The 19858-nt window shown below is 63.6% G+C and carries 17 protein-coding genes; 12 read left to right on the top strand and 5 right to left on the bottom strand.

All coding sequences use genetic code 11. From position 1 onward, the window contains the following. Positions 1 to 273 precede the first annotated feature (273 nt). The 6 genes from LVJ94_14400 to LVJ94_14375 all read left to right on the top strand — a co-directional run bounded on the left by LVJ94_14400 (position 274) and on the right by LVJ94_14375 (position 7550). Positions 274 to 2892, top strand: coding sequence for a hypothetical protein (locus LVJ94_14400; protein ID WXB08423.1), 2619 nt, complete (start codon positions 274 to 276; stop codon positions 2890 to 2892). 359 nt (positions 2893 to 3251) lie between these two features. Next, positions 3252 to 3938, top strand: coding sequence for a hypothetical protein (locus tag LVJ94_14395; GenBank protein WXB08422.1), 687 nt, complete (start codon positions 3252 to 3254; stop codon positions 3936 to 3938). A gap of 250 nt (positions 3939 to 4188) precedes the next feature. Next, positions 4189 to 5370 (top strand): hypothetical protein, encoded by a 1182-nt coding sequence (locus tag LVJ94_14390; GenBank protein ID WXB08421.1) that lies wholly within the window; start codon positions 4189 to 4191, stop codon positions 5368 to 5370. Between the two features lie 25 nt (positions 5371 to 5395). Next, positions 5396 to 6570 (top strand): IS3 family transposase gene (locus LVJ94_14385; protein ID WXB08420.1). Its coding sequence is split into 2 segments (ribosomal slippage): positions 5396 to 5651 and positions 5651 to 6570, totalling 1176 coding nucleotides; the frame shifts between segments, so codons are not numbered across the junction. A gap of 87 nt (positions 6571 to 6657) precedes the next feature. Next, on the top strand, positions 6658 to 7047 hold the full coding sequence (locus LVJ94_14380; protein WXB08419.1) for a hypothetical protein: 390 nt from the start codon (positions 6658 to 6660) through the stop codon (positions 7045 to 7047). Further along, positions 7047 to 7550 (top strand): hypothetical protein, encoded by a 504-nt coding sequence (locus LVJ94_14375; GenBank protein ID WXB08418.1) that lies wholly within the window; start codon positions 7047 to 7049, stop codon positions 7548 to 7550. The genes LVJ94_14380 and LVJ94_14375 overlap by 1 nt, the downstream gene beginning before the upstream one ends. A gap of 7 nt (positions 7551 to 7557) precedes the next feature. Here LVJ94_14375 and LVJ94_14370 read toward each other — a convergent pair whose 3' ends face one another. The 4 genes from LVJ94_14370 to LVJ94_14355 form a co-directional block, all read right to left on the bottom strand. After that, complete coding sequence (locus tag LVJ94_14370; GenBank protein WXB08417.1) at positions 7558 to 7890, bottom strand: hypothetical protein; 333 nt, start codon at positions 7888 to 7890, stop codon at positions 7558 to 7560. A 5-nt stretch (positions 7891 to 7895) separates the two neighbouring features. Then, entirely contained in the window at positions 7896 to 8057 is a 162-nt protein-coding gene (locus LVJ94_14365; protein WXB08416.1) for a hypothetical protein, read from the bottom strand. 1071 nt (positions 8058 to 9128) lie between these two features. Then, on the bottom strand, positions 9129 to 10223 hold the full coding sequence (locus LVJ94_14360; GenBank protein WXB08415.1) for a PEGA domain-containing protein: 1095 nt from the start codon (positions 10221 to 10223) through the stop codon (positions 9129 to 9131). A gap of 67 nt (positions 10224 to 10290) precedes the next feature. After that, positions 10291 to 11475, bottom strand: a complete 1185-nt coding sequence (locus tag LVJ94_14355; protein WXB08414.1) for a hypothetical protein — start codon at positions 11473 to 11475, stop codon at positions 10291 to 10293. A gap of 135 nt (positions 11476 to 11610) precedes the next feature. On the opposite strand from LVJ94_14355, the gene LVJ94_14350 reads away from it, so the two are divergent. The 6 genes from LVJ94_14350 (at position 11611) to LVJ94_14325 (ending at position 17882) form a co-directional block, all read left to right on the top strand. Beyond that, positions 11611 to 12492, top strand: a complete 882-nt coding sequence (locus tag LVJ94_14350; GenBank protein WXB08413.1) for a nucleotidyltransferase family protein — start codon at positions 11611 to 11613, stop codon at positions 12490 to 12492. Between the two features lie 199 nt (positions 12493 to 12691). After that, positions 12692 to 14002 carry a UDP-glucose/GDP-mannose dehydrogenase family protein gene (locus LVJ94_14345; GenBank protein ID WXB08412.1) on the top strand — a complete coding sequence of 437 codons (1311 nt, stop codon included), beginning with the start codon at positions 12692 to 12694 and terminating at the stop codon, positions 14000 to 14002. Position 14003: 1 nt separating this feature from the next. Next, positions 14004 to 14972: a GDP-mannose 4,6-dehydratase gene (gene gmd / locus LVJ94_14340; protein ID WXB10714.1), complete on the top strand. Its 969-nt coding sequence runs from the start codon at positions 14004 to 14006 to the stop codon at positions 14970 to 14972. Positions 14973 to 14975: 3 nt separating this feature from the next. Then, complete coding sequence (locus tag LVJ94_14335; GenBank protein WXB08411.1) at positions 14976 to 15884, top strand: GDP-mannose 4,6-dehydratase; 909 nt, start codon at positions 14976 to 14978, stop codon at positions 15882 to 15884. A 76-nt stretch (positions 15885 to 15960) separates the two neighbouring features. Further along, positions 15961 to 16197 (top strand): hypothetical protein, encoded by a 237-nt coding sequence (locus LVJ94_14330; protein WXB08410.1) that lies wholly within the window; start codon positions 15961 to 15963, stop codon positions 16195 to 16197. Positions 16198 to 16226: 29 nt separating this feature from the next. Continuing rightward, positions 16227 to 17882, top strand: coding sequence for a hypothetical protein (locus LVJ94_14325; protein ID WXB08409.1), 1656 nt, complete (start codon positions 16227 to 16229; stop codon positions 17880 to 17882). A 39-nt stretch (positions 17883 to 17921) separates the two neighbouring features. Here the strand turns inward: LVJ94_14325 and LVJ94_14320 are convergent, their stop codons facing one another. After that, the gene (locus tag LVJ94_14320) at positions 17922 to 19811 is read right to left on the bottom strand and encodes a hypothetical protein (protein WXB08408.1); all 1890 of its coding nucleotides are present in this window, start codon (positions 19809 to 19811) and stop codon (positions 17922 to 17924) included. Positions 19812 to 19858: the final 47 nt, after the last annotated feature.

The raw sequence follows: 19858 nt of genomic DNA, 5'->3' as shown, positions 1-19858 counted from the left end.
TGTCGCGCGATGGACATACGAGGCACGCGGCGCCAATCCCGCCGGACGCCATCGGGTCCTGCAACGTTTCCGGCACGGCCCTCGCCGGCGGGCGACGGGCTGCAGCCTTTGCTGCAGCGCGCATGAGACGAAACGCGAGCGGCAACGATCGCCCGTCGGCCGGGAAAAGCAGCCTGGCGCCCCCTGCGCCCCGCCCTGAACGGCCGCCGCCCCGCCAATGGTGCGTTGCCGCTAGCGTCTGCCTCGTGCCTACGATAAGTCAGGGTATCCTCCATGTTTTCCACCAAGCGCGTTCTTTTTCCGCTCGCCATTTCGCTTGTCCCCGTTCTCGCGAGCGCCGCGGGTTGCGACTGGGTCGACAAGGTCGACCACGTCGCCGTCAACCCCGACGCCGGAGACGGTTCGACTCCCTCCGGTCCGGCCGCGGCTCGATTCCGGCTGGCCAGCGGGGCCACCACGCCGCCCAATCTTTTCGACGTTCCGTTCCCGAGCGACGCCTACCTCGGGGCCAACGGGCGTATTGTCGACCCGCTCCCGGGACTCGCGTCGTACATTCCGTCTCCCGCCGGCGCGCAGGCCCTCGCGCACGATCTGGCGGTGATGAACGGCTTCTCGCGCATCGCGATGTCCATCTTCTACGTCGATGATCCGGCCAACGTAAAAGATGGGGAACCCGCCGCGGCCGACATCGACAAGGCAAGCCTCCCTGCGACGGAAAACGCGTGCAAGGCCGACACGAGTGCGGTGTTCCTGGTCGATCTCGACGCGACGGACGCTGCCCTGGCACGAATCGGCTGTCGCGCGCAGTTCCATACCAATACGCGCACGGGGTCGCGCTCCGCGCTGGCCGTCGGTCCTGCGCGCGGCATCGTGCTCAAGGAGGGGCACAAGTATGCGACTGTCCTCACGAATCGCGTGAAGCTGGCGTCGGGTCAGCCCCTCGCCGCAAGCCCCGATTTCGATCGCATCCGCAAGGGCGATCGCAACGGTGCGCTGGCTTCGCTCTATGGGCAGGCCATCGACAAGGCCACGTCGGCCCTCGGCTCCGCGCTGAGTGGAGCGGAGATTGTCGCGCTGGCTCCCTTCACGACGAACAAGATGAGCGACGAGCTGTTCACGCTCCGCGAGGCCATCGGCACCGACGATGCGACCGCCCCCGACTTGAAGTGGGACGAGGAGAGCGTGAAGCCCATGAAGAACGCGAAGTTCGCGGGCACGGGCACGGCGATTCCTACCGGATTCACGGACACCATCGATGCCTATCTGGGCTATGTCGCAACGGGGACGCCGCGACAGACGGTGGGAGAAGGGCCGGCAAAGATGGACAATCCCTCCACCCATTTGCCGATCCGCGCCCACGACCGCATTGCGTCGATCGGAACGGCCGTGTTCGAGTCCACCAGTTTTCTGCGCAAGAAGGAGGGGGGCTATCGCACCATCGACCACGCGACGTTTGCTCGCACGACCGATGGCAAGAACGACCTCGACGTCGGACAGCATACGCCCGATAAGATCTGGGTAACGTTCACCGTTCCGACGAGGCCCCCGGCATCCGACGCCGGGTATCCGGTGGTCATCCTACAGCACGGTCTCGGAGGGTCGCGCGACTACATCTTCGCGCTGGCCAATACCTTGGCGCTCGCCGGTTACGTGACGGCAGCCATCGACAGCGTTACGTTCGGCGCCCGCACTGGAGCCGGGAAAACCGACGCCACGACGGACTACATCAACGCGAAGAACAGCGATCCCGCCAAGAACAACGATTCTACGTACGGCGGCGGGGATGGCATCGGCGACACGCGCAACGGCGCGACGGACCTGTTCGGTAGCTTGATCAACATCGGAGCGCTGCGCGACCAAATGCGCCAGGCGGCACTCGATACGACGCAGCTCGTTCGCGTGCTCCGAAAAGAATCGAACCGCGTCCTCGCTCCGCTCCAGTTCCCACCAACGGATCCGCCGGATCCGGCGAAGGCGCCTAAGATTGATTCGAGCAAGATCGCCTACATCGGCAATTCGCTTGGCGGGATCCAGGGCGCGACGGCGGCCGCGATCGAACCGAACATCCGTGAGTGGGTTCTGAACGTGGCGGGCGGGGGACTCATCACCGAACTCGCGACGCATTCCCCACGCATTTCTGCGAGCCTCGAGTCCGCCGCGGGTGCAAATTTTGGCATCATTGGTGACAAACTGAGCGAGTTCCACCCGCTGGTGACGCTGCTGCAGACCGTGGCCGAGCCGGGAGATCCGCTCGCCTACGCGGACCTCCTCATCACCGCCCCGCGTAAGGTCGGAAACGTGCAGGTCACTCCGCGGAACATCCTTCAGATCGAGGTCATCTACGACGAGCTCGTCCCGAACGAAGCCAATGAGGCGCTCGCGCGCGCCGGCGGCTGGCGCCTAGGCACGCCCAACGTCGGCTCGAACGCCGGGGTCACGGACGTGAAGACGCTCGCGGGCCGTGACACGAAACTGCTCGCGGACGTCTCGCCCGACGCCGACGGCTTCATCCAGAACACACCCGCCAACGGAACCACGGCCGTTCTCCTGCAAGTGTCTCCCTCGCAGCACGGTTCCGACCTCGAGTCGGCAGGAACCCTCCGCGTCTTTGCCGCGCCCTACGCCCGCTTCAACGATTTGCAGCCGTTCCCGCTCGCTCCTGCGGGTGAGAAGGGATACCAAATCGTCCTAGGTGCGCAGTATTTGCAACTTCAGACTATGGCGATTTCCTTCATATCGCAGGGTCTCGCGGGCCAAGTGCCCAAGATCAATGTCAAGCCGCCGACGCTGACCAACCCGACCGTCGGATTCACGCCGCCGGTCCGCAACGTCGACGGCGACAGTGCGCCGGACGAGACGGACGCCGACCCGAACGATCCGAAGAAGCAGTAGCGTAGCGCGAGAGCAAGGAGTCTCCCCTCGCCCGATGGACCGAGCATCGAGCGAGGGGGCTCATTGCCTATTCGTTTCATCGGTCATCCCGAGCCGCGAGTCGCGTCGTTTGCATTGCGGGCAACCGCTCCCGTTAGCGCCGCTGCGGTTTTTGATTCGAACGTCGCATCGAAACCAAGCGTGGTCCGCCTGAATGCCGACCTTACGCCGGATGCTTCGTTCCAGAGCGGCGCTCAGATTCGAGTAAATTTCGGCACCAATCAGCAAGAGAGTCTTCTCGACGCCGTCCTACAGAGCGATAAGAAAATCGTTCTGGTCGGGCATAGCGTTGCCCTTCAACCCGTCGTCGGGACCGTCCTGTGAAACGCATCCTTGTCCTTTCCGCCCTGCTCGTTCTGCCTGGCTGCCATGAAGGAGGCGATGGCCCGCGCCCCGTGCAAACCCCGTCGACCATTGCCGAATCAGCATGGGTCGACGCTGCTCCGGTAGCCCGCATCTCTGACGCGGGCGACGCAGGCACCACGCGCACGGAGGGATCGCCTCAGGACGAGCCGAACGTCGAATCGAATCTCCAGGTGGCGGTGATCTCCGAAGCCGTGGGGCACCCCAAATCAGGAGAGCCACTCCCCGGACCGTGCTACGACCCCGAGCGGCACGCGCACATCATCGAGCGGCTGCCGCGTGAGTCTCACGCGGAGCGGTTGGGCATCGATCTGGATGGCGATGGGACGCAAGACACCTTGATCGTCGGCGCGGCGCGGGGCTTCGACTCGACGATGCATCTCTACGTCATGCGCGGCACGTGCGGCTATTACGTTGGCGATCTCCTCGGCCCGTTCGGGACTCCGAAACCGCTCCGTGCCAGCTCGCGTGGGCTGTACGACCTACGAGCGCGCAACGTGATGCCGGCGGGCTGTTGTTCGCCCATCGACGAGTGGACGTGGCGCTTCGATGGTAAAACCTACGTTTCGTCCAGTAAGCGGAAGGTCAAGCAAACGTGCCCGCTGGATCCATCGCCGCCGACGTGTAGCCCGAATCCACCGTGACGCTCACGACGTCGTCGAACATTGGGAACCCATTCGGCGGTGTCGCGGTTGCCGTCAGGTAGGCCAACAGCAACGCTCGCTGGTCAGAACTTGCTGAGGGGCTTGCCTGCGTTTCGTTCAAGCGGATACCGTAAAGCACGTGCGGTGGGGCGAGAACCAGTGGATTGTCCGAGACACATTCTGCCAAGAGTGGCGTTTCTGGATCGTCTCGCCCGAAGAGCGGCCCACGGCGCGCGTATCCCGATGGGACATGCCGGGTGAACCTTTCTTTCACATTCTGCCGCAGGCGTTTACGGACCGAGGTGCGAGGGATGACGAAGCGGCCCGTGATCTGCTGGCCATCTACGACGCGCTAACCGGTTCACGCTTGGCCATCGAAGTGCCATCGCCTACGAACGACCGCCGGCAGCGCCTTCGCGGCTTTCTACCTGAGCTGGAGCGAGTCGTTTACGCGGCGCTCGAGCAAGGCATACTCCGGTTCGAGCGACACCAAATGGCGTGGCCGTTCTCGGACAACGAAGAGAAGCCGCAGGAGCATCGACCTCCATCCACCGTCGACGAACGGCCGGGCACCTTCACGGTGAAGGCCGTGGACCCTGTGGGGGATCCCGTCGATGGGATTGACATGATCTTCGATGCCAATGGCCAGCAGAAGAAGGTCGCGACGGACGCGGGAGGGATCGCGCGTTGGTCGGGGGTTCAAGCTTCAGAGGCCCGCGCGCGACTTGCCGACGCAGCAGCCGTCATGGAGAAACTCACGAAGCGGTGGACCTCGGCCCGCAAGCGCAAAGAGCCCGAAGGCTCCGATGTGACGGTTCGCGAAGTCGAGGACGATATCTCTCCGTTCACGGTCAAGGACGCCGTCCAACACACATTGCTTCTCGAACCACCTCGAATGGAGATCCCCGAGCAGAAGGAATCCTTCCTGGGCAACGATGAGCCGATCCTCCTTGCCTCGAACGACCCAAACTTCATTCCCGGCGGTGGAGTCCGAGCCCAACACGAGAAACGCGGGAAGTATTCGAGTCCGGCGAACGAACCACCCGACGTATATGCTCCGTTCCGCCAGGTCACGTCGCCCTCTCCGCCCGATATCGCCTTCGATCACGGGTTTTTGGACGATGGAAATGGCAATATCGACCCGACCAAGCGTCGACCGGCTACTGCAGAGGACAAGCTCGAGAAAAAGAAGTGGGAGCTCATCGCGGCCGGCGCGATCCTCTTGCGTCCCGACCTCTATGACGGAAGCTTCGCGTACGATCACTTCATCCACGGAAACGGAGAGGACTGGAAGTTCGACTTCGAGCGATACGTCAGCTCGACGCGAAATAAAGCGGTGCCCGATGTGGCCATTGACGGTTCGGGGGTAAAGACACTCGAATCGATCATCGAGGATGTGGAGGTCCCCCGTTTCAGTGGACAGTCCCGTTAACTCGAAGTAACGCGAGGAGTGTCCCATGGCGAAACGGAAACGACGGGTGTTTACGCCCGAGTTCAAGGCAGATGCAGTTCGGCTTTGCAAGAGCGGAGATCGAACCATCGCGCAGGTCGCGAACGACCTCGATCTAACGGAAACGGCGCTGCGAGCTTGGGTCAAGCGCGCCGACGCGCAAGCGCCGAAGAGTGCCACATCGAACGAGCTGACGACGCCGGAGCGTGAGGAACTCGCGGAGCTTCGCCGAAAGGTGAAACGCCTCGAGATGGAGCGCGAGATCTTAAAAAAAGCAGCAACATTCTTCGCGAAGGAGAACACGTGAAGTTCGCGTTCATCGACGTGGAGAAGACGTTCTGGCCCATTCAGGTTCTCTGCTTCGTACTCGGCGTCTCGCGAAGCGGCTACTACGCCTGGAAAGCACGGCCGAAGTCGAAAGCCAGGACGAGTGACGAGAAGCTCGCGACGCAGATTGAAGCGTCGCACAAGCGCAGTCGTGGCACCTACGGAAGCCCGCGTGTGCATCGGGAACTGCGGGCTCGGGGCATCCGCGTGGCTCGGAAACGCGTCGAACGCTTGATGCGCCAGCAGGGGATTGCCGCGAAACGAAAACGACGCTTTCGTCGCACCACGGACTCGAAGCATGCGCACCCCGTTGCCGCGAATCTGCTCGAGCGACGGTTCGACGTCGATCTTCCGAATACGGCATGGGTGACCGACGTGACGTACGTCTGGACCCTTGAAGGCTGGCTTTACCTCGCCGCGATCCTTGATCTCTATTCGCGACGAGTCGTCGGCTGGGCGACCAGCGAAACCAACGACCGGGAGCTCGCGTTGCAGGCCCTTCGCAGCGCCGTGAACAGCCGAAAACCGCCAACGGGGCTGCTTCATCACTCGGACCGCGGCAGCCCGTACGCGAGCGCCGACTACCGTGCCGGACTCGAACGACATGGCTTCGTGGCGAGTATGAGCCGCAAGGGCGACTGCTGGGACAACGCCGTCGCCGAGAGCTTCTTCGCCACAATCAAGGGCGAGTTGATCGATCATGAAAACTACGTGACGAGGGCTTGCGCGATCGCGTCGATCGCCGACTACATCGACAATTTCTACAACCCCGTTAGACGGCATTCGTCGATTGGTTACGTTAGCCCAATTGAGTTTGAATTAATTTTGTTGCAATCAAACAAGCTGTCCGCATAGTGACGGTGTCCACTGCAGCGGGGGAGGATCAATGCGCGTGCCGGCGCTATCGAGATTCACGACCGAACCTCGAGACCGACATTTGTCATGCAGACCGACGGCGTGACCTGTGGTGATTCCGCTCGCTACCCGTATCCGGCTACCGAGAACTGGCAAAAGTCTGTCGGTGGATTCACAATTTGGATGGATGCGACGGTAGCCGTCCAGATGGATCCGACGGTTGGCACACGGCATTTCACAATCGACCTAACCGTGCACGGCGCCGATCGATACAACTTTGACCCAAGGAAGAAGGATATGGGGAGCGGTACGCCGGACGCCGTGAATGGCCGCTTCGAAGTAAGTGGGCTCGGTCACGAGTTCATGCAATACGGCACGTTGAAGAGGGCAATCTCCTTCACGGTGGGTTTGCGCCACAACGCGGACCCTCGTGCCAAGCCGGGTGACCAGAACGTCAAAAAGCCGGGGGCACGATAATGGTCATTGTCCTGCGGAGCCTCCTGTTGGCCCTGGCCATCTTGTCCGCCGGCTGTTCCCGAGACAAGCCGGCCAGCCGCAAGCCGGCGCCGGTGGCCGTGAGCACGGATCTCGAGAAGCTTCGCGAAATCATCAACATTCCGAGTATTCCGATTCGAAACGGACGCTGGGTGGAGATGCCGCTCGGACAGACGGACGAAGGCTCCTTGTTGCCCGGGCCGACCGATCTTGGGTTGTACGTATATCTGGAGCTCGACGCCGCCGGTTGGACGGAGCTCGAGCCGATCACCGGCCCAGCCCAGGGAACGCGCACCATTGTTCTCCGCACCGAGATTGCGTCCGCCATTCTGGGGCCGCTCGCCACCGAGCTACCGGATGCAGGGGCTTCGCGCGCAATCACCGGACCGAGATACGACGCGTCCAAAATGCGACGTGGCACGTATCGCCCCGGCGGGGCCATACGCTTTCATGATGGGCTCCTCATGACATTCGCCGCCCTCTAATGCTCCGCTAGGGTGCGAGCACGGCCTGTGCAACGCCGTTGACGCCCGGTTGTGTAGGAGGCTCGCCCTTCCCACCGGAACCAGCGCTCCCGAAGTTGATTCGATTTCGTGTCGAAGCATCGAGGGTCGGCTCCTTGCCACTCCAGAGCACTCCTACGGAAATCCCACCGGCACCGCCACTCCCCGTGCCGCCTGCTCCGCCACCACCGCCGCTCCCGCCATTGCAGCCATTCCCGTTGGCGTCGGCGACTCCGCGATTTCCTCCGGGCGTCTGCCCCCCCTGGCCTTTGACTCCGTTCCCGGCGTTCGCGCCATTCGCCGCAACCAATATGGTGTCCACGATGTTCATAGTGGAACCGAACGACGCGAGAGCGATGCTCGAGCCTCCGGATTGACCGCCCGGCCCCCCGCTACCACCGCATCCACCCGCACCGCCGCCACCTCCGGCACCGGTGCTTCCGCCACCACCACCGCCGCCGCCTTGCCCGGGCCTTCCATCCTTGCCATTTCCACCCGCTCGCGGTTGCCAGCCATCCGCCGTGAGCTCACCGTATTTGTCTGCGGTAGCGCCGTTGTCTCCTGCGGTGCCATCAGCACCCTTTCCGCCCGTACCTCCAGGCGTCCCTGCGAGGCACGCCTGATTCGTTCCCGCGGTGCCGCTGCCGGAAACGCTCGGAGAGCCTTCCCCGCCGTTTCCGTCCCTGTCGCCCCCTTTGGCTCCCTCCGATTTCAGATCACCCTGGCATTGGATTGGCGTAGGCGGTCCCCCGGCCAGCGGCCCACCACCCTTGCCCTGTAGATCCGTGGCAGAACGAAATACAAAGGGGACTAATACACCATTGACTCCTTTCTTTCCGTCCCCCGCACTCAATCTCGCCCGCGCAATATCTACAGTGCTGTTCGACGCGAACACCGCGATGCTCGACCCCCCATCCTTCGTGGCCGCTTCGGTGGAGAACTCCACATCTCGCACCTTGCTGGCGGTCAGCCCCTTCCATTGAGCCGCGGGAAGGTTGGTGTCCTCCGCTTTGAGCTTGCTGAGCACTCCCGTGTAGTGCCAATCAGGGTCACACGAGAAGCCGCCATAGATCTCCAACCCACTATGACGCGCCTCGAATACGAGGTTTCCTCGATAGTCCCCTTCGCAAATGTGAATACGATGTACCTGCTTCGAATAGAGACCTAACGCTTTACGCACAGTCCGGAACGGCTTACCCCTTGAACCGTCGCCGACCCCATCTTCATCGCTACCGCGTGAAGACACGAATGTGCCAATCGAATCCGATAAACACTCGACGTCGTCCTTCGGCTCGGCGCCAGGGGTGCATCCGGCGGGCCACACCACCCCGGCGTCGCTACCCGCGTCGCCAACGGCGTCCAGGCATGTCGCGTCGAAGGAGCAGTCGGCGGAGCTGCATCCGACGCCGCCGAGAGCGACACCCGCTCCCATCACCCCCGTCAGCACCACCGCGGTGCGGAACCACCTTGCCCCCACGACTTCACTCAAGCCGGCCAACGTGGCAACCATGCGCCTCTTCGAGACTCGCATCCGCTCTCTCTCCCGTTCCTCGAAATCTCTCAAAAAGTGCCGGCGTAACCGAGGCCGCCGAGGCCGGGGGCCAGCATCGGCACCACACGGCCCTTCATGCCGCCACCGTCGGCGGTGCGGCCCCCTGTGCTCTTGCTGCCTGCGGGACGCTCGTTGTTGACCGTGTTCGGCCAGACGAAGAACATGACCGTCGCGGTCGCGGCGAAGACGCCGGCGCCGATGAAGGCCGCCGTCGCCCAGCGCTTGTCGGCGTCGTAGGTGTCCCGCAGGGAACGAAGATCGTCGCATTGGGCCGAGCTCACGCCGGTGCAGCCGTTGCTCGGCAAGTCGCCGCGGCGGTCGTCGGCGTCGCCCTTGCGGGCCTCGGCGTGCAATGTCAGCCCGATGCCGGCGCCGGTCGCAAGCAACGCTGCACCGTAGAGAGAAACCAAGACCACTGTCCTGGCGCTCGAGTGACCGGGGCGATCGGCGCGCAATGAATCCGCGTCGACTTTGACCTGCGCCCCTGCATTGGGCTCGCTCAACTTGACCGGGGCCACTTCGCCTTGGGCCACCGTTACCTTTTGCCGCAGAATACCCCGGTCGGTGTGGGCTTCGACGGTGTGGTCGCCGGCGGGAACGTCGACCGTATCGCGCAGGGGTGCGGTGCCGAGGTTGCGGCCTTCCACGACGACGGTCGCACCGGCGGGCGCGGAGACCTCGAGGTGGCCGCAATGCATGAAGGCGTCGGTGTACTTCTTTTGGATCACCGCCACCCCTTCGGCATCGAGACCGGCAGCGGCAGGACCCGAGACGCGCACACCTTGCAAGAACTCGCGAAGGTGCGTCGTGGCCTCCACGTATTGCCCCAGCTCGAACTCGGCCAGGCCGAGATTCTTCGGGCAATTCACCGTGCGGTGAACGGCGCACGCTTGCTCGAACTTGAGACGCGCGTCGGCGTAGCGTCGCTGCGAGAAGAGGGTCTTGCCCTCTTCGAATCGTTGTTCGGCCTCACGAATGGCCGTGGTGCTCGCGCCACTACCGCCGGCACCAGGGGTCTGCGCCGAGGCGGCTGCGGGAACCAGAAGAAGTGCCGCGATGGCACCTGCGAGAACGTGACGAGGACTCGATAAGAAACGAAGCACGGCCGCCATCTTGATGGATCTCACCGCCCCGGATCGATCGAAATCTCACTCGGGACGTCGTCGAGACCTAATGGCCGGTCAGAAGCTTATCGTCCGAAGAAGGTACGGGTGAGGCGGGCGGTGCCGCGGGCTCCTCCGTTGCAGCGGCGCGTGGCCGTTTGCCTGCGCCGGACGACGGGCTGTCCAGCGAACTCGTGTCCAGGCCCGTCCCCTCACCACCCTGCGACGCGCGCTTCGCATGCGGAGCACCGTTCGCATTGCGCGCGCGTGCCGCACTCGCGCTTGCGCGCGCGCTGTCCGATGCACTCGGCGCCGTGACCACCACGGGCACCGCCGCGCTCTCGGCCTCCGTCGGCGTGGCCGCCGTGGCTGCCGGCGGCGGAATGTTCTCGATAGGGGCGGTCGCGGCAGTAACCGCGGCCGGTGCGCTTGCCGCCGAGGGCGCGGCCGGCGTGGGGTTCGTCGAGCGCGCGACGAAAAATGCCGCCACGATCAGCCCTGCAAGAAGTGCCATGCCGCCGATGATGGGCGTGCGCCCTTGCGACAACCCCGCGGGCACCAACGACCCACTGCGCGAGACCTTCGCGCGCTCCGCCCTTTCGCGAAGGGCGGCGGCGATGTCGCCCGTACCCGTGTGCAAGGGCCCCTGCGCCGTCAGCGACGGAAGCGGCGGCCGGCGCGGACGCGATTCCTCCTCCTCGCGTATGCGCCGCGCGGATTTTTTCCGCGGCAGTGCAGCCTCGAACGGGAGGCCATCGATCAGCTCGTCGATCGACTCGTTGCGCTCACGGCGGGCCCGCTCGTCGTCGTCCTCCTTCACCCGCTCGCGCAGCCCAGATTCGTCGGGCGCAAGCGCGGGGGCGATGCCCGCGAGCAACAGATTCTTGTCCAGCTCACGCTGCGCGGAGCTTACCGGCGGCGCATCGCCCGACGGCTGGCCGCCCGACACGGCCGACTCACGACTCACAGGCGCGTCCTGCGTGACGGCCTCCTTCGGACTCTTCTCGCCCAACCCCACCTGGGTGGGCTCTTTCGACACCGGCTTCGTCACGATCTTCGACTCGGGCTCCTGGCTAGGCTTGCTCGCCGGCCACAGAAAATGAGGGTTAGTTCGGTCGATGCGCGGCGAGCCCGAAACATTCAACGAGCCTTGCGCCGCGCCACGTTCCCCCAACCGCGAGGGAAAGCTGGGATCCGTCTCGTCCTCGAAGGGAACCGACTCGAGCTGCCAGCCATCCTCGTCGTGTTTCATCGCTTACTCTTAATGGCCTACCTTATTTTCAATCGTTTCGCTCTTCTGTCGAACGGCAACAAAAGATGCACCACGTTGAATGACACCCACAAGCACCGCACACGCGTGCCGTGGTACGACCCATGACCAGCTCCCATGCACCCTGAGGTAGCCGAACGCGCGGCCATCTGGTCGCAACACGAACATGCCCGGCGCGTCCTCGGACGCGTCCTGCAGGTGTGCGAGGCCGACGGCATCCGAGCGCTACCGGTGAAAGGCGTGCTCACCGCCCGCTGGCTCTACGACGACCCGAGTGAGCGGCGCATTCAAGACGTCGACCTGCGCGTCACCCCGCGCGACTTCGCCCGCCTCCAGGCGCTCGGCCTCCGCTCCGGCTTCCGCCTGCTCGAGGTGTCGCGCACCTCGCGCAATATCGTCTTCGACATCGACGGCATGATGGTCGAATTCGAAGCGCATATCGGACCACGCGGCTTATGCAATTTGCCAATCGAAACCATCTTGTCGCGTGCCACCGTGCACGAGGCGCCCTTCGGCTTTTCGCATTTGCAACCCGACATGCACGACCACGCGTTGCTCTTGGTCGTGAATGTCTACAAGGACAAGATCGTCGGCGCCGCGCAATGGGCCCTTCGCGATTTGGAGCTCTTGCCCCTGCGCGCAGGCTTCGATCCCGAGCACCTCGCGGCACTGGCCGCCGAACATGGGGTCGCTGCCCTCACGTGGATCGTCGCCGATTGGCTTGCCGAACGGGGCGCGCCACGCTGGAACGAGGTGCGAACTCGGCTCGCGGACGCTCCGCGACGTACCTACAGACGAGCGGTCCGGGCTCTGATGCACGACGATGACGTCTTATTCAAACCTGCCCCCCATTTCATGCTTCGCATACTGGCCCGTGCCGCGTCCGACCGGCGCGAAAAGCAGCTCGAGGCGCTCGGATTCACAGTTGCATGGGCCGTGGAAAGACGAATCCGTTCCATCGCGCAAGCCAAACTAGCTAGATTGACAAGCGATCCGTAGCGACCTAGGGTCCCCGCCGTAGCCTGCGGCGGGCGCTGGTAAGCGAGTACTCGATTACGGTTGCGGTGTGGTCGCGGATATACACTCTACGCCGTGAACCGGGGTGAACACCCAAGCCAGCTTCAATGGCTCGCCGCTTGCGGCGTCGGCGAGCCCATTGTAGGACGTCTTCTGATTCTTTTCGAAAGGACGCTTTTCGATGCGCATTTGCATGGTGGGAACCGGATACGTCGGCCTGGTGAGCGGCGCAGGATTCGCCGAGATGGGTAACGATGTCGTTTGCGTCGACATCGACAAGGCCAAGGTTCAACGCCTCCGGGAAGGCGAATGCCCCATCTTCGAGCCGGGTCTCGAGGAGCTTCTCGCCCGCAACATCAAAGCGCGCCGCCTCACGTTCACGGACGACACCGCCGCCGCCGTTGCGGGTGCGCAAGTCGTCTTCGTCGGCGTGGGCACCCCGCCCCGCAGCGACGGCGGCGCCGACCTCAGCGCGGTCGACAAAGTGGCCGAGACCGTTGCCGCCAACGTGCAGCAGGAAACGGTGCTCGTCCTCAAGAGCACGGTTCCCGTCGGAACGAACGCCCGAGCCCGTCGCATCGTCGCGAACGCCAAGCACAAGGTCCACGTCGTCTCGAACCCCGAGTTCCTCAAAGAGGGCGAGGCGGTGAACGACTTCCTCCGCCCCGATCGCGTGGTGCTCGGCTGCGACGCCGACGACACCTTCGCGCGCGACATCATGGAGCGCATCTACCACCCCGTGTGTCTCGACCGGAATCGCATCATCTGGATGGCACCGGCCAGCGCGGAGCTCACCAAGTACGTCTCCAACACGATGTTGGCGATGCGCATCTCCTTCGTGAACGAAATCGCCAGCCTTTGCGAAAAGGTGGGCGCGGACATCCACGAAGTTCGCCATGGCGTGGGAAGCGACGTCCGCATCGGCCCCAAGTTCCTCTACGCGGGCCCGGGCTACGGCGGTTCGTGCTTTCCGAAGGACGTGCAGGCTCTCGTGCACACGGCCCGCGAGCACGGCTTGGAGCTCGACCTCGCCGTCTCCACCCACCGCGTGAACGAGCGTCAGAAGGGCTTCTTGGCGCGCAAGCTGAAGTCGCACACCGATGGCGATCTTCGCGGCAAGCGCATCGCCCTCTGGGGCCTCACCTTCAAGCCGCGCACCGACGACGTGCGTGAATCCGCCGCGCTGATGCTCATCGACGTGCTCCTCACCGAGGGCGCGGAAATCGTCGCGCACGATCCCGAGGGTATGCAGAACGCCCGCGCGCTGTACGGCGACCGCATTCAACTGGTGGAAGATCAGTACGATGCGGCCAAGGATGCCGACGCCCTCGTCCTGGTCACGGAGTGGCGGCAATACCAGAACCCGGACTTCGAGCGCCTGAAGACCCTTCTGCGCCGCCCGCTGATCCTCGATGGTCGCAACATCTGGTCGACCTACGGCCTCCGCAAGCAGGGCTTCGTCTACGAAGGCGTGGGCGTCTCCAAACAGTGAAATCATGACACGACGCGCACTCATCACCGGCATCACCGGGCAAGACGGGAGTTACCTCGCCGAGTTTCTTCTCGGAAAAGGCTACGAGGTACACGGAATGGTGCGCCGCTCGTCCGAGGAGAAATTCGAGCGCATCGCGCACATTCGCGAAAAAGTCACCTTGCACCAAGGTGACTTGCTCGATCAATTTTCGCTCGCAGCGCTCCTCGCGACGATCAAACCGCACGAAGTGTACAACCTCGCGGCGCAGTCGTTCGTGCCCACGAGCTGGAACCAACCGGTGCTCACCGGCGAGTTCACCGCCCTGGGCGTGACGAAGATGCTCGAGGCCATTCGGCACACGGCCCCGGAAACGCGCTTTTACCAAGCGTCGTCGTCGGAAATGTTCGGCCACGTGCGCGAAACGCCCCAGCGGGAGAGCACCCCGTTCTATCCGCGTTCGCCGTATGGCGTGGCCAAAGCGTATGGCCACTTCATCACGGTCAATTACCGCGAATCGTTTAATCTGTTCGCGGCCAGCGGAATCCTTTTCAACCACGAATCGCCGCGGCGTGGATTGGAATTCGTCACCCGCAAGGTGACCCACGGCGTGGCGCGCATCCGCCTCGGGCTGGACACCACGTTGCGCTTGGGGAACCTCGACGCCCAGCGCGATTGGGGTTTTGCCGGCGATTACGTGGAAGCCATGTGGCTCATGCTCCAGCAGGACAAGGCCGATGATTACGTCGTGGCCACCGGTGAAACGCACACCGTCAAAGAGCTGGTGGAAATCGCATTTGGCCGGGCCGATCTCGATTGGCAAAAACACGTAAAGATCGATCCAGCATTCATCCGTCCCGCGGAGGTCGACTTGCTCATTGGCGATTATGACAAGGCCAAAAAGCAGCTCGGTTGGGAGCCCAAGGTGCGGTTCAAAGAACTCGTCGAGATGATGGTCGACGCAGATATCGAACGGCTCAAGCGAGATTGAGCCGTGCGTATCCTCGTCACTGGCGCCGACGGATTCGTCGGGAAGCATCTGTGCCGTCACCTTCGTGACGACGGCGCCGATGTTTTCGAGCTTCGCGGCCCGGAGACCCCTGGCCCCGCCAACATCGATCTCACCGATGGAGAGGCCGTCGCGCGTGCGGTGCACGAGTACCGGCCCGAAGGCGTGGTGCACCTCGCCGGATTCAGCTCGGTGGCGCAAAGCCATGCGGATCCGGCACGCGCCTTCGCGGTGAACGTGCTCGGCACGGTGAACATTCTTGCGGCGCTGCGAAAATCGGCACCGGCCGCCCGCACCGTCGTGGTCTCCTCGGGCGAGGTGTACGGGAAAATTTCCGAAGGACAGCACGCAACGGAGACCTCGCCCCTGGCGCCATCGAGTCCGTACGCCGCCTCGAAAGCGGCGGCGGAGACGGCAGCGGGTCAGTTTTTCCGAAGCTACGGTCTGCCCGTGGTGGTGGCGCGCCCGTTCAATCATCTGGGCGCGGGGCAAGCGGCGCACTTCGTCGTGCCGTCGTTCGCACGACAGCTTTTGGCCATCCGCACCGGGAAGATCGAAGCGCGTCTCGAAGTGGGGAATCTCGAGCCCGTGCGGGATTTCTCTCATGTCCGCGACGTGGTGGAGGCCTATCGGCTTTTGCTCCTTCGCGGAGCGCCCGGCGAGGCGTACAACGTCGGGAGCGGCACGGGCAGGAGCATCCTCTCCGTGCTCGGCGAACTGCGAAACCTGGTGGGGGTCGATGTCGAGCCCACGGTCTCGCCCGAGCGATTCCGCCCTGCGGAAATTCCATATCTGGTCGGCGACGCAGCCAAGCTGCGCGCGCTCGGCTGGCAACCGAAGCGCACCGTCACCGAGGCGTTGCGCGATGTCATCGAAGAGGTTACCGAGTTGTAACCCGGACGGATTTGCACCCGCTGGCCCAATTCTGCATGGTCACGGCAGTCGAGGGGGGCTTGAAAGGGACACGTTCGTGAAACTTCATCATTTCCGCCACCGTGCGTGGCAATCGTCGTTCTTCGTCGCCACCTTGGTCGCGTTTGCCGCGGCATCTGGAAGCGCCCATGCGGCATCCGCGAACGACGATGGCAACGAGACGTCGGGCGGGTGGGACCTGTCGGTCACGCCCGTCCAGAGCGCGACCATCGGTGCGGTGGCGTTGACCGGGCTGTTCACACTCTCCTTGCTCCAGCGAAGGCGTAGAGGCTAAGGAAACGCGGGGGAAACCACAGCACGATCATGAGCGAACCGACCGATTCACTCCTGGATTTTCTGGGCAGGCCCTCGTGGAAACAACTCATTCCCAGGAAGGGCCGGGCCGGCAACGTCGTGCAATCGCTTGCGATCACCAAGGCGTACGTGAAGCAAGCGCACGGGATACGCAAGGCCTTCGCGCACTATGGCCCCCTCCTGCAGGCCGCCTCGAAACCGGGAGATCTCGCCGGACGCAAAATCCTGATTTTTGCCTACAAAATACAATGGTTCGACACGTCGTGCGCCATGGCGCTCGCGCTGGCGGCCCGCGGCGCGGAAGTCTCCATTGCTTGGCTGCCGCACGTGCTGGCCGTCCCGCTCTCGCAGCCGCACGCGGAGGTCGCGGTGGAGCGCATCGTCGCGACCCTCTACCGGCGCGCCCTGCCCTCTTCGGGCCCCGTTCGCGGTATCGAGCTGGCGAATCTCCCCGAGGACGGACCGAGCGAGCCGGCCGCGAACGTCGAAAATGCTTCGCGGCTCGATGTTCATTATTTGGCCAAGCGTGAACAAATCGACATTGGACCGGGCGGGCGCCAAAGGGAGCTTTACGAATTTCGCCTCGAGCGAAATGCCAGGGCCTATCGACTGGCAAGCTCGCTCCTCGCGCGCGAGCGGTTCGACTCGGCCATCATTCCAAATGGGATGATTTTCGAGTTCGCCTCCTTCGCCCGCGCCTGCAACGCGGCGAAGTTGGATTACGTCACCTACGAATTTTGGGAGAAGCGTTACAGCTGCATGCTCAATCTGGACCGCCCGGTGTTCGAGCGGTTCGAGGAGAGGATGTGGAGCCTCTCGCCCAAGCAGCCGAGCGAGCGTGCGCGGGAGCGGGTCCTCAAATCGATGGCCACGCGTGAGGGCACGGAGTGGAAGGATTTCGCGCTGAAGTACCAAACCTCCCCGCTGGTCTCGAGCGAGGAGCTGCGCCGTTCGCTGTCGCTGGACGAAGGTAAGCCCATCGTGCTGGTGCTGCCCAACGTGCCCTTCGACACGGCGGTCATCGGAACCCCTGGCGCGTTCTCGACGTTGGGTGCCTGGTTCGAGTCGACGCTTCGCATCCTCGCCCGACGAGACGACTGCCAAGTGGTCATTCGCGCACATCCCGCGGAGATTATCCTCGGCGCGAATGAGACGGCGAAGGAGATGTACGAACGCGCGATCCCGCAGCCTCCGGCCCACTTCCGCTTCATCGCCAGCGATCAAAAGGTCAACACCTACGCGTTGATGAAGATGACCTCCGTGGGCCTGGTCTACAGCTCCACCACGGGCCTCGAGCTGGCCATGCGCGGCGTGCCCTCGGTGGTAGCGACCCAAGTGCATTATGCACGAAAGGGCTTCACGATCGACGTGGAGAACGAGGCCGATCTCGAACGGCGCATTGGCGAATTGCTGAAGACCAGCGGCCGCCTGGAACAATCGGTGATCGACCTCTCGTGGGCGTACGCGGATATGTACATGAACCGCCTGCCCCGCCCCTTTCCCTTCGTCCCGGTGGTGGAGAATTTCTGGGCCGAGGCAGCGCCGAACTTGGACGCGGCCATGCGCGACACCCTTTCCGAGGAGATGCGCGATTCGCTGATCTTGTTCGCCGGCCGCGAGCGGGCGCGGACGCTGTATGCTCGTATTGCGGCCAGCGGGGACTGACAAGTGGGCGCAAAAGCGCCCACCGCGTCTGACGTTTCGCTACGGCTTGTAGCGGAAGATGCGCCCCGAGTCGGCGACCCATAGGTGCTCCGGATCGGTCCCGAAGACGAGCGAAATATCGCCTTCTCCCTCGGGAAGGCCAATGGGCAGCTTCTCGAAGGTCTGACCGTTCCAACGCAACATGTGGCGGGGGCCGCCGCACGATTTGAGCCAGACGTCGTTGTCGGCCAAGTAGAAGACGCCGCAATACTTGCCTTCGGGGCGCGCGAGCTCCTTCCATTGCGCGCCATCGAAGTGCCCGAAGATGCTCGTTCCGTTGTCGTTTCGGAGCGTATAGACGTTCTGATAATTCGGGCCACTCACGTCGGACCATGCGAAGGGCGCCTCTTCGCATCTCCCATCCGGCGCGAGGTGCCGTCCCGCCCCATTTTCGGACTGAAGAAGGAGCTCCGAGCCGATGATCCGGCACGGCCACCCGTAGCCGCAACCCGCCCGTGCTGACTTGGTACTCGAGGCCGGGAGCTTGTCCAACTGGGTTGGATAAGGCGCGTGCATGCCCGTGTTCGTGTACCCGAGATAGAGGTCGCCATTGGCCGCAAGCTCGAGCGGCCAATAATGATCGTACGTACCCCCTCCCGCATAAACCTTTTTGACCTGCGCCCCGTCGTAGCGTTCGACGGTAAGAGCGCCGTCCCACTGTGAAGAACCCGAGACGGCGAAGAAGACGTCGTTCCAGGCATTGGCCGCCACCCAGACATTGCCGCCCACGCGATCGGAGGTGTGAATCCGATGAAAGCCCTGGGTGTCGTAGGTGAGCATGGAGGAGCCGGATTGAAGGATGCTTCCAGCAGGAAATGCCTTGGCATACTGAAACCCGCTGGTCATCGCCTCATGGAAAACATCTTTGGCGCGGAAAAGGAGGCCCTTCTCGCCCGCGACGAACGGTTCTCCCTCACGGAAGCCCAGTGCCTCGGCATGAACCTGGACCTCCCCGTATTTGAACGCCTGCACATCCGGCGCGGATTTCCAGACGCCGTTTGCCTCCCGCCGCATCAACGGAGTCGCCGCGGCCCAAAGCGCACCGTCGGGCGCGGGCACGAAGCCTTCGACTCGGACCGGCACCTCGAGGACTTCGTTCGTCCAATTCGTGCCGTCGAATCGTTCGATCTGCGGTGGGTAGCCGGAGCTGCTCAGAAAGACTTCTCGCGGCGAGCGCGCCCAAATGCGCGGGTGGGATTTTTGCACCGACAAGACCGTCTGCAGGACGCCGTCGACGACGTGATACACACCCTGCTTGCTGGCCATCCAGACATCGTTGGGCCCGGAGCCATGCACGGACTCGATGATGGCCGAGGTTGCGCTCGCAAAAGGCGACCACCTCGAGCCGTCGAAGCGCCAGATGACGCCCGAGCTGCCTGCGTCCGCGGAGGACCACCCGCCGACGGCCCAAACGTCGTTCTCCGACGCGGCCCACACCGAGCGAAGGTCGACGCGCGACTCCAGTGTGTCCACGGTGAGCTGGTGCCCATCCCACCGCACGACCGTACCTTGATCGCCCACGAAGAAAACGCGTTCGCCGGTGACGGCCGCGGCGCGGAGGGAGGCCGACACCGGACTCGCCATCCGCGTCCACGTTTGCGCTCCCTTCGGCATGTGGAGCAGCACACCGTAGTCGCCGGCGGCCCAAAGGTCGCCGCCCGCCGTGGTGACGAGAGCGTGCAAGTTCTCCCAAGCGACGGATGGATACTCCAAGCAAAAGTGCGCGGACGTGCACAAGGGGGACGGTTTGCCACCCGCGTCCGGGCCCGCGTCCGGCCGAGAAATCGGGCCCCCGCCGCCACCGTCGGAGCTGCACGCAACGACCCACGATGTACCCGCAACGAATCCGATGGCCCCAAGATAGGCCCAGCTCTTTCGGAATGAGCGCATTCCGTCCTCCCTTTTACGCTAAGACGATAAGAATAAGTAACGTCGAT

Source organism: Sorangiineae bacterium MSr11367, from assembly GCA_037157805.1.
GTDB lineage: Bacteria > Myxococcota_A > Polyangia > Polyangiales > Polyangiaceae > Pendulispora > Pendulispora rubella.
This window is presented reverse-complemented; position numbering and strand designations above follow the sequence as displayed.

Coding starts and splice junctions, on each gene's coding strand:
- LVJ94_14400 (WXB08423.1), top strand. CDS start 274: ATGTTTTCCACCAAGCGCGTTCTTTTTCCGCTCGCCATTTCGCTTGTC.
- LVJ94_14390 (WXB08421.1), top strand. CDS start 4,189: ATGCCGGGTGAACCTTTCTTTCACATTCTGCCGCAGGCGTTTACGGAC.
- LVJ94_14380 (WXB08419.1), top strand. CDS start 6,658: ATGCAGACCGACGGCGTGACCTGTGGTGATTCCGCTCGCTACCCGTAT.
- LVJ94_14375 (WXB08418.1), top strand. CDS start 7,047: ATGGTCATTGTCCTGCGGAGCCTCCTGTTGGCCCTGGCCATCTTGTCC.
- LVJ94_14365 (WXB08416.1), bottom strand. CDS start 8,057: ATGGCAAGGATGGAAGGCCCGGGCAAGGCGGCGGCGGTGGTGGTGGCG.
- LVJ94_14355 (WXB08414.1), bottom strand. CDS start 11,475: ATGAAACACGACGAGGATGGCTGGCAGCTCGAGTCGGTTCCCTTCGAG.
- LVJ94_14350 (WXB08413.1), top strand. CDS start 11,611: ATGCACCCTGAGGTAGCCGAACGCGCGGCCATCTGGTCGCAACACGAA.
- LVJ94_14345 (WXB08412.1), top strand. CDS start 12,692: ATGCGCATTTGCATGGTGGGAACCGGATACGTCGGCCTGGTGAGCGGC.
- LVJ94_14325 (WXB08409.1), top strand. CDS start 16,227: ATGAGCGAACCGACCGATTCACTCCTGGATTTTCTGGGCAGGCCCTCG.
- LVJ94_14320 (WXB08408.1), bottom strand. CDS start 19,811: ATGCGCTCATTCCGAAAGAGCTGGGCCTATCTTGGGGCCATCGGATTC.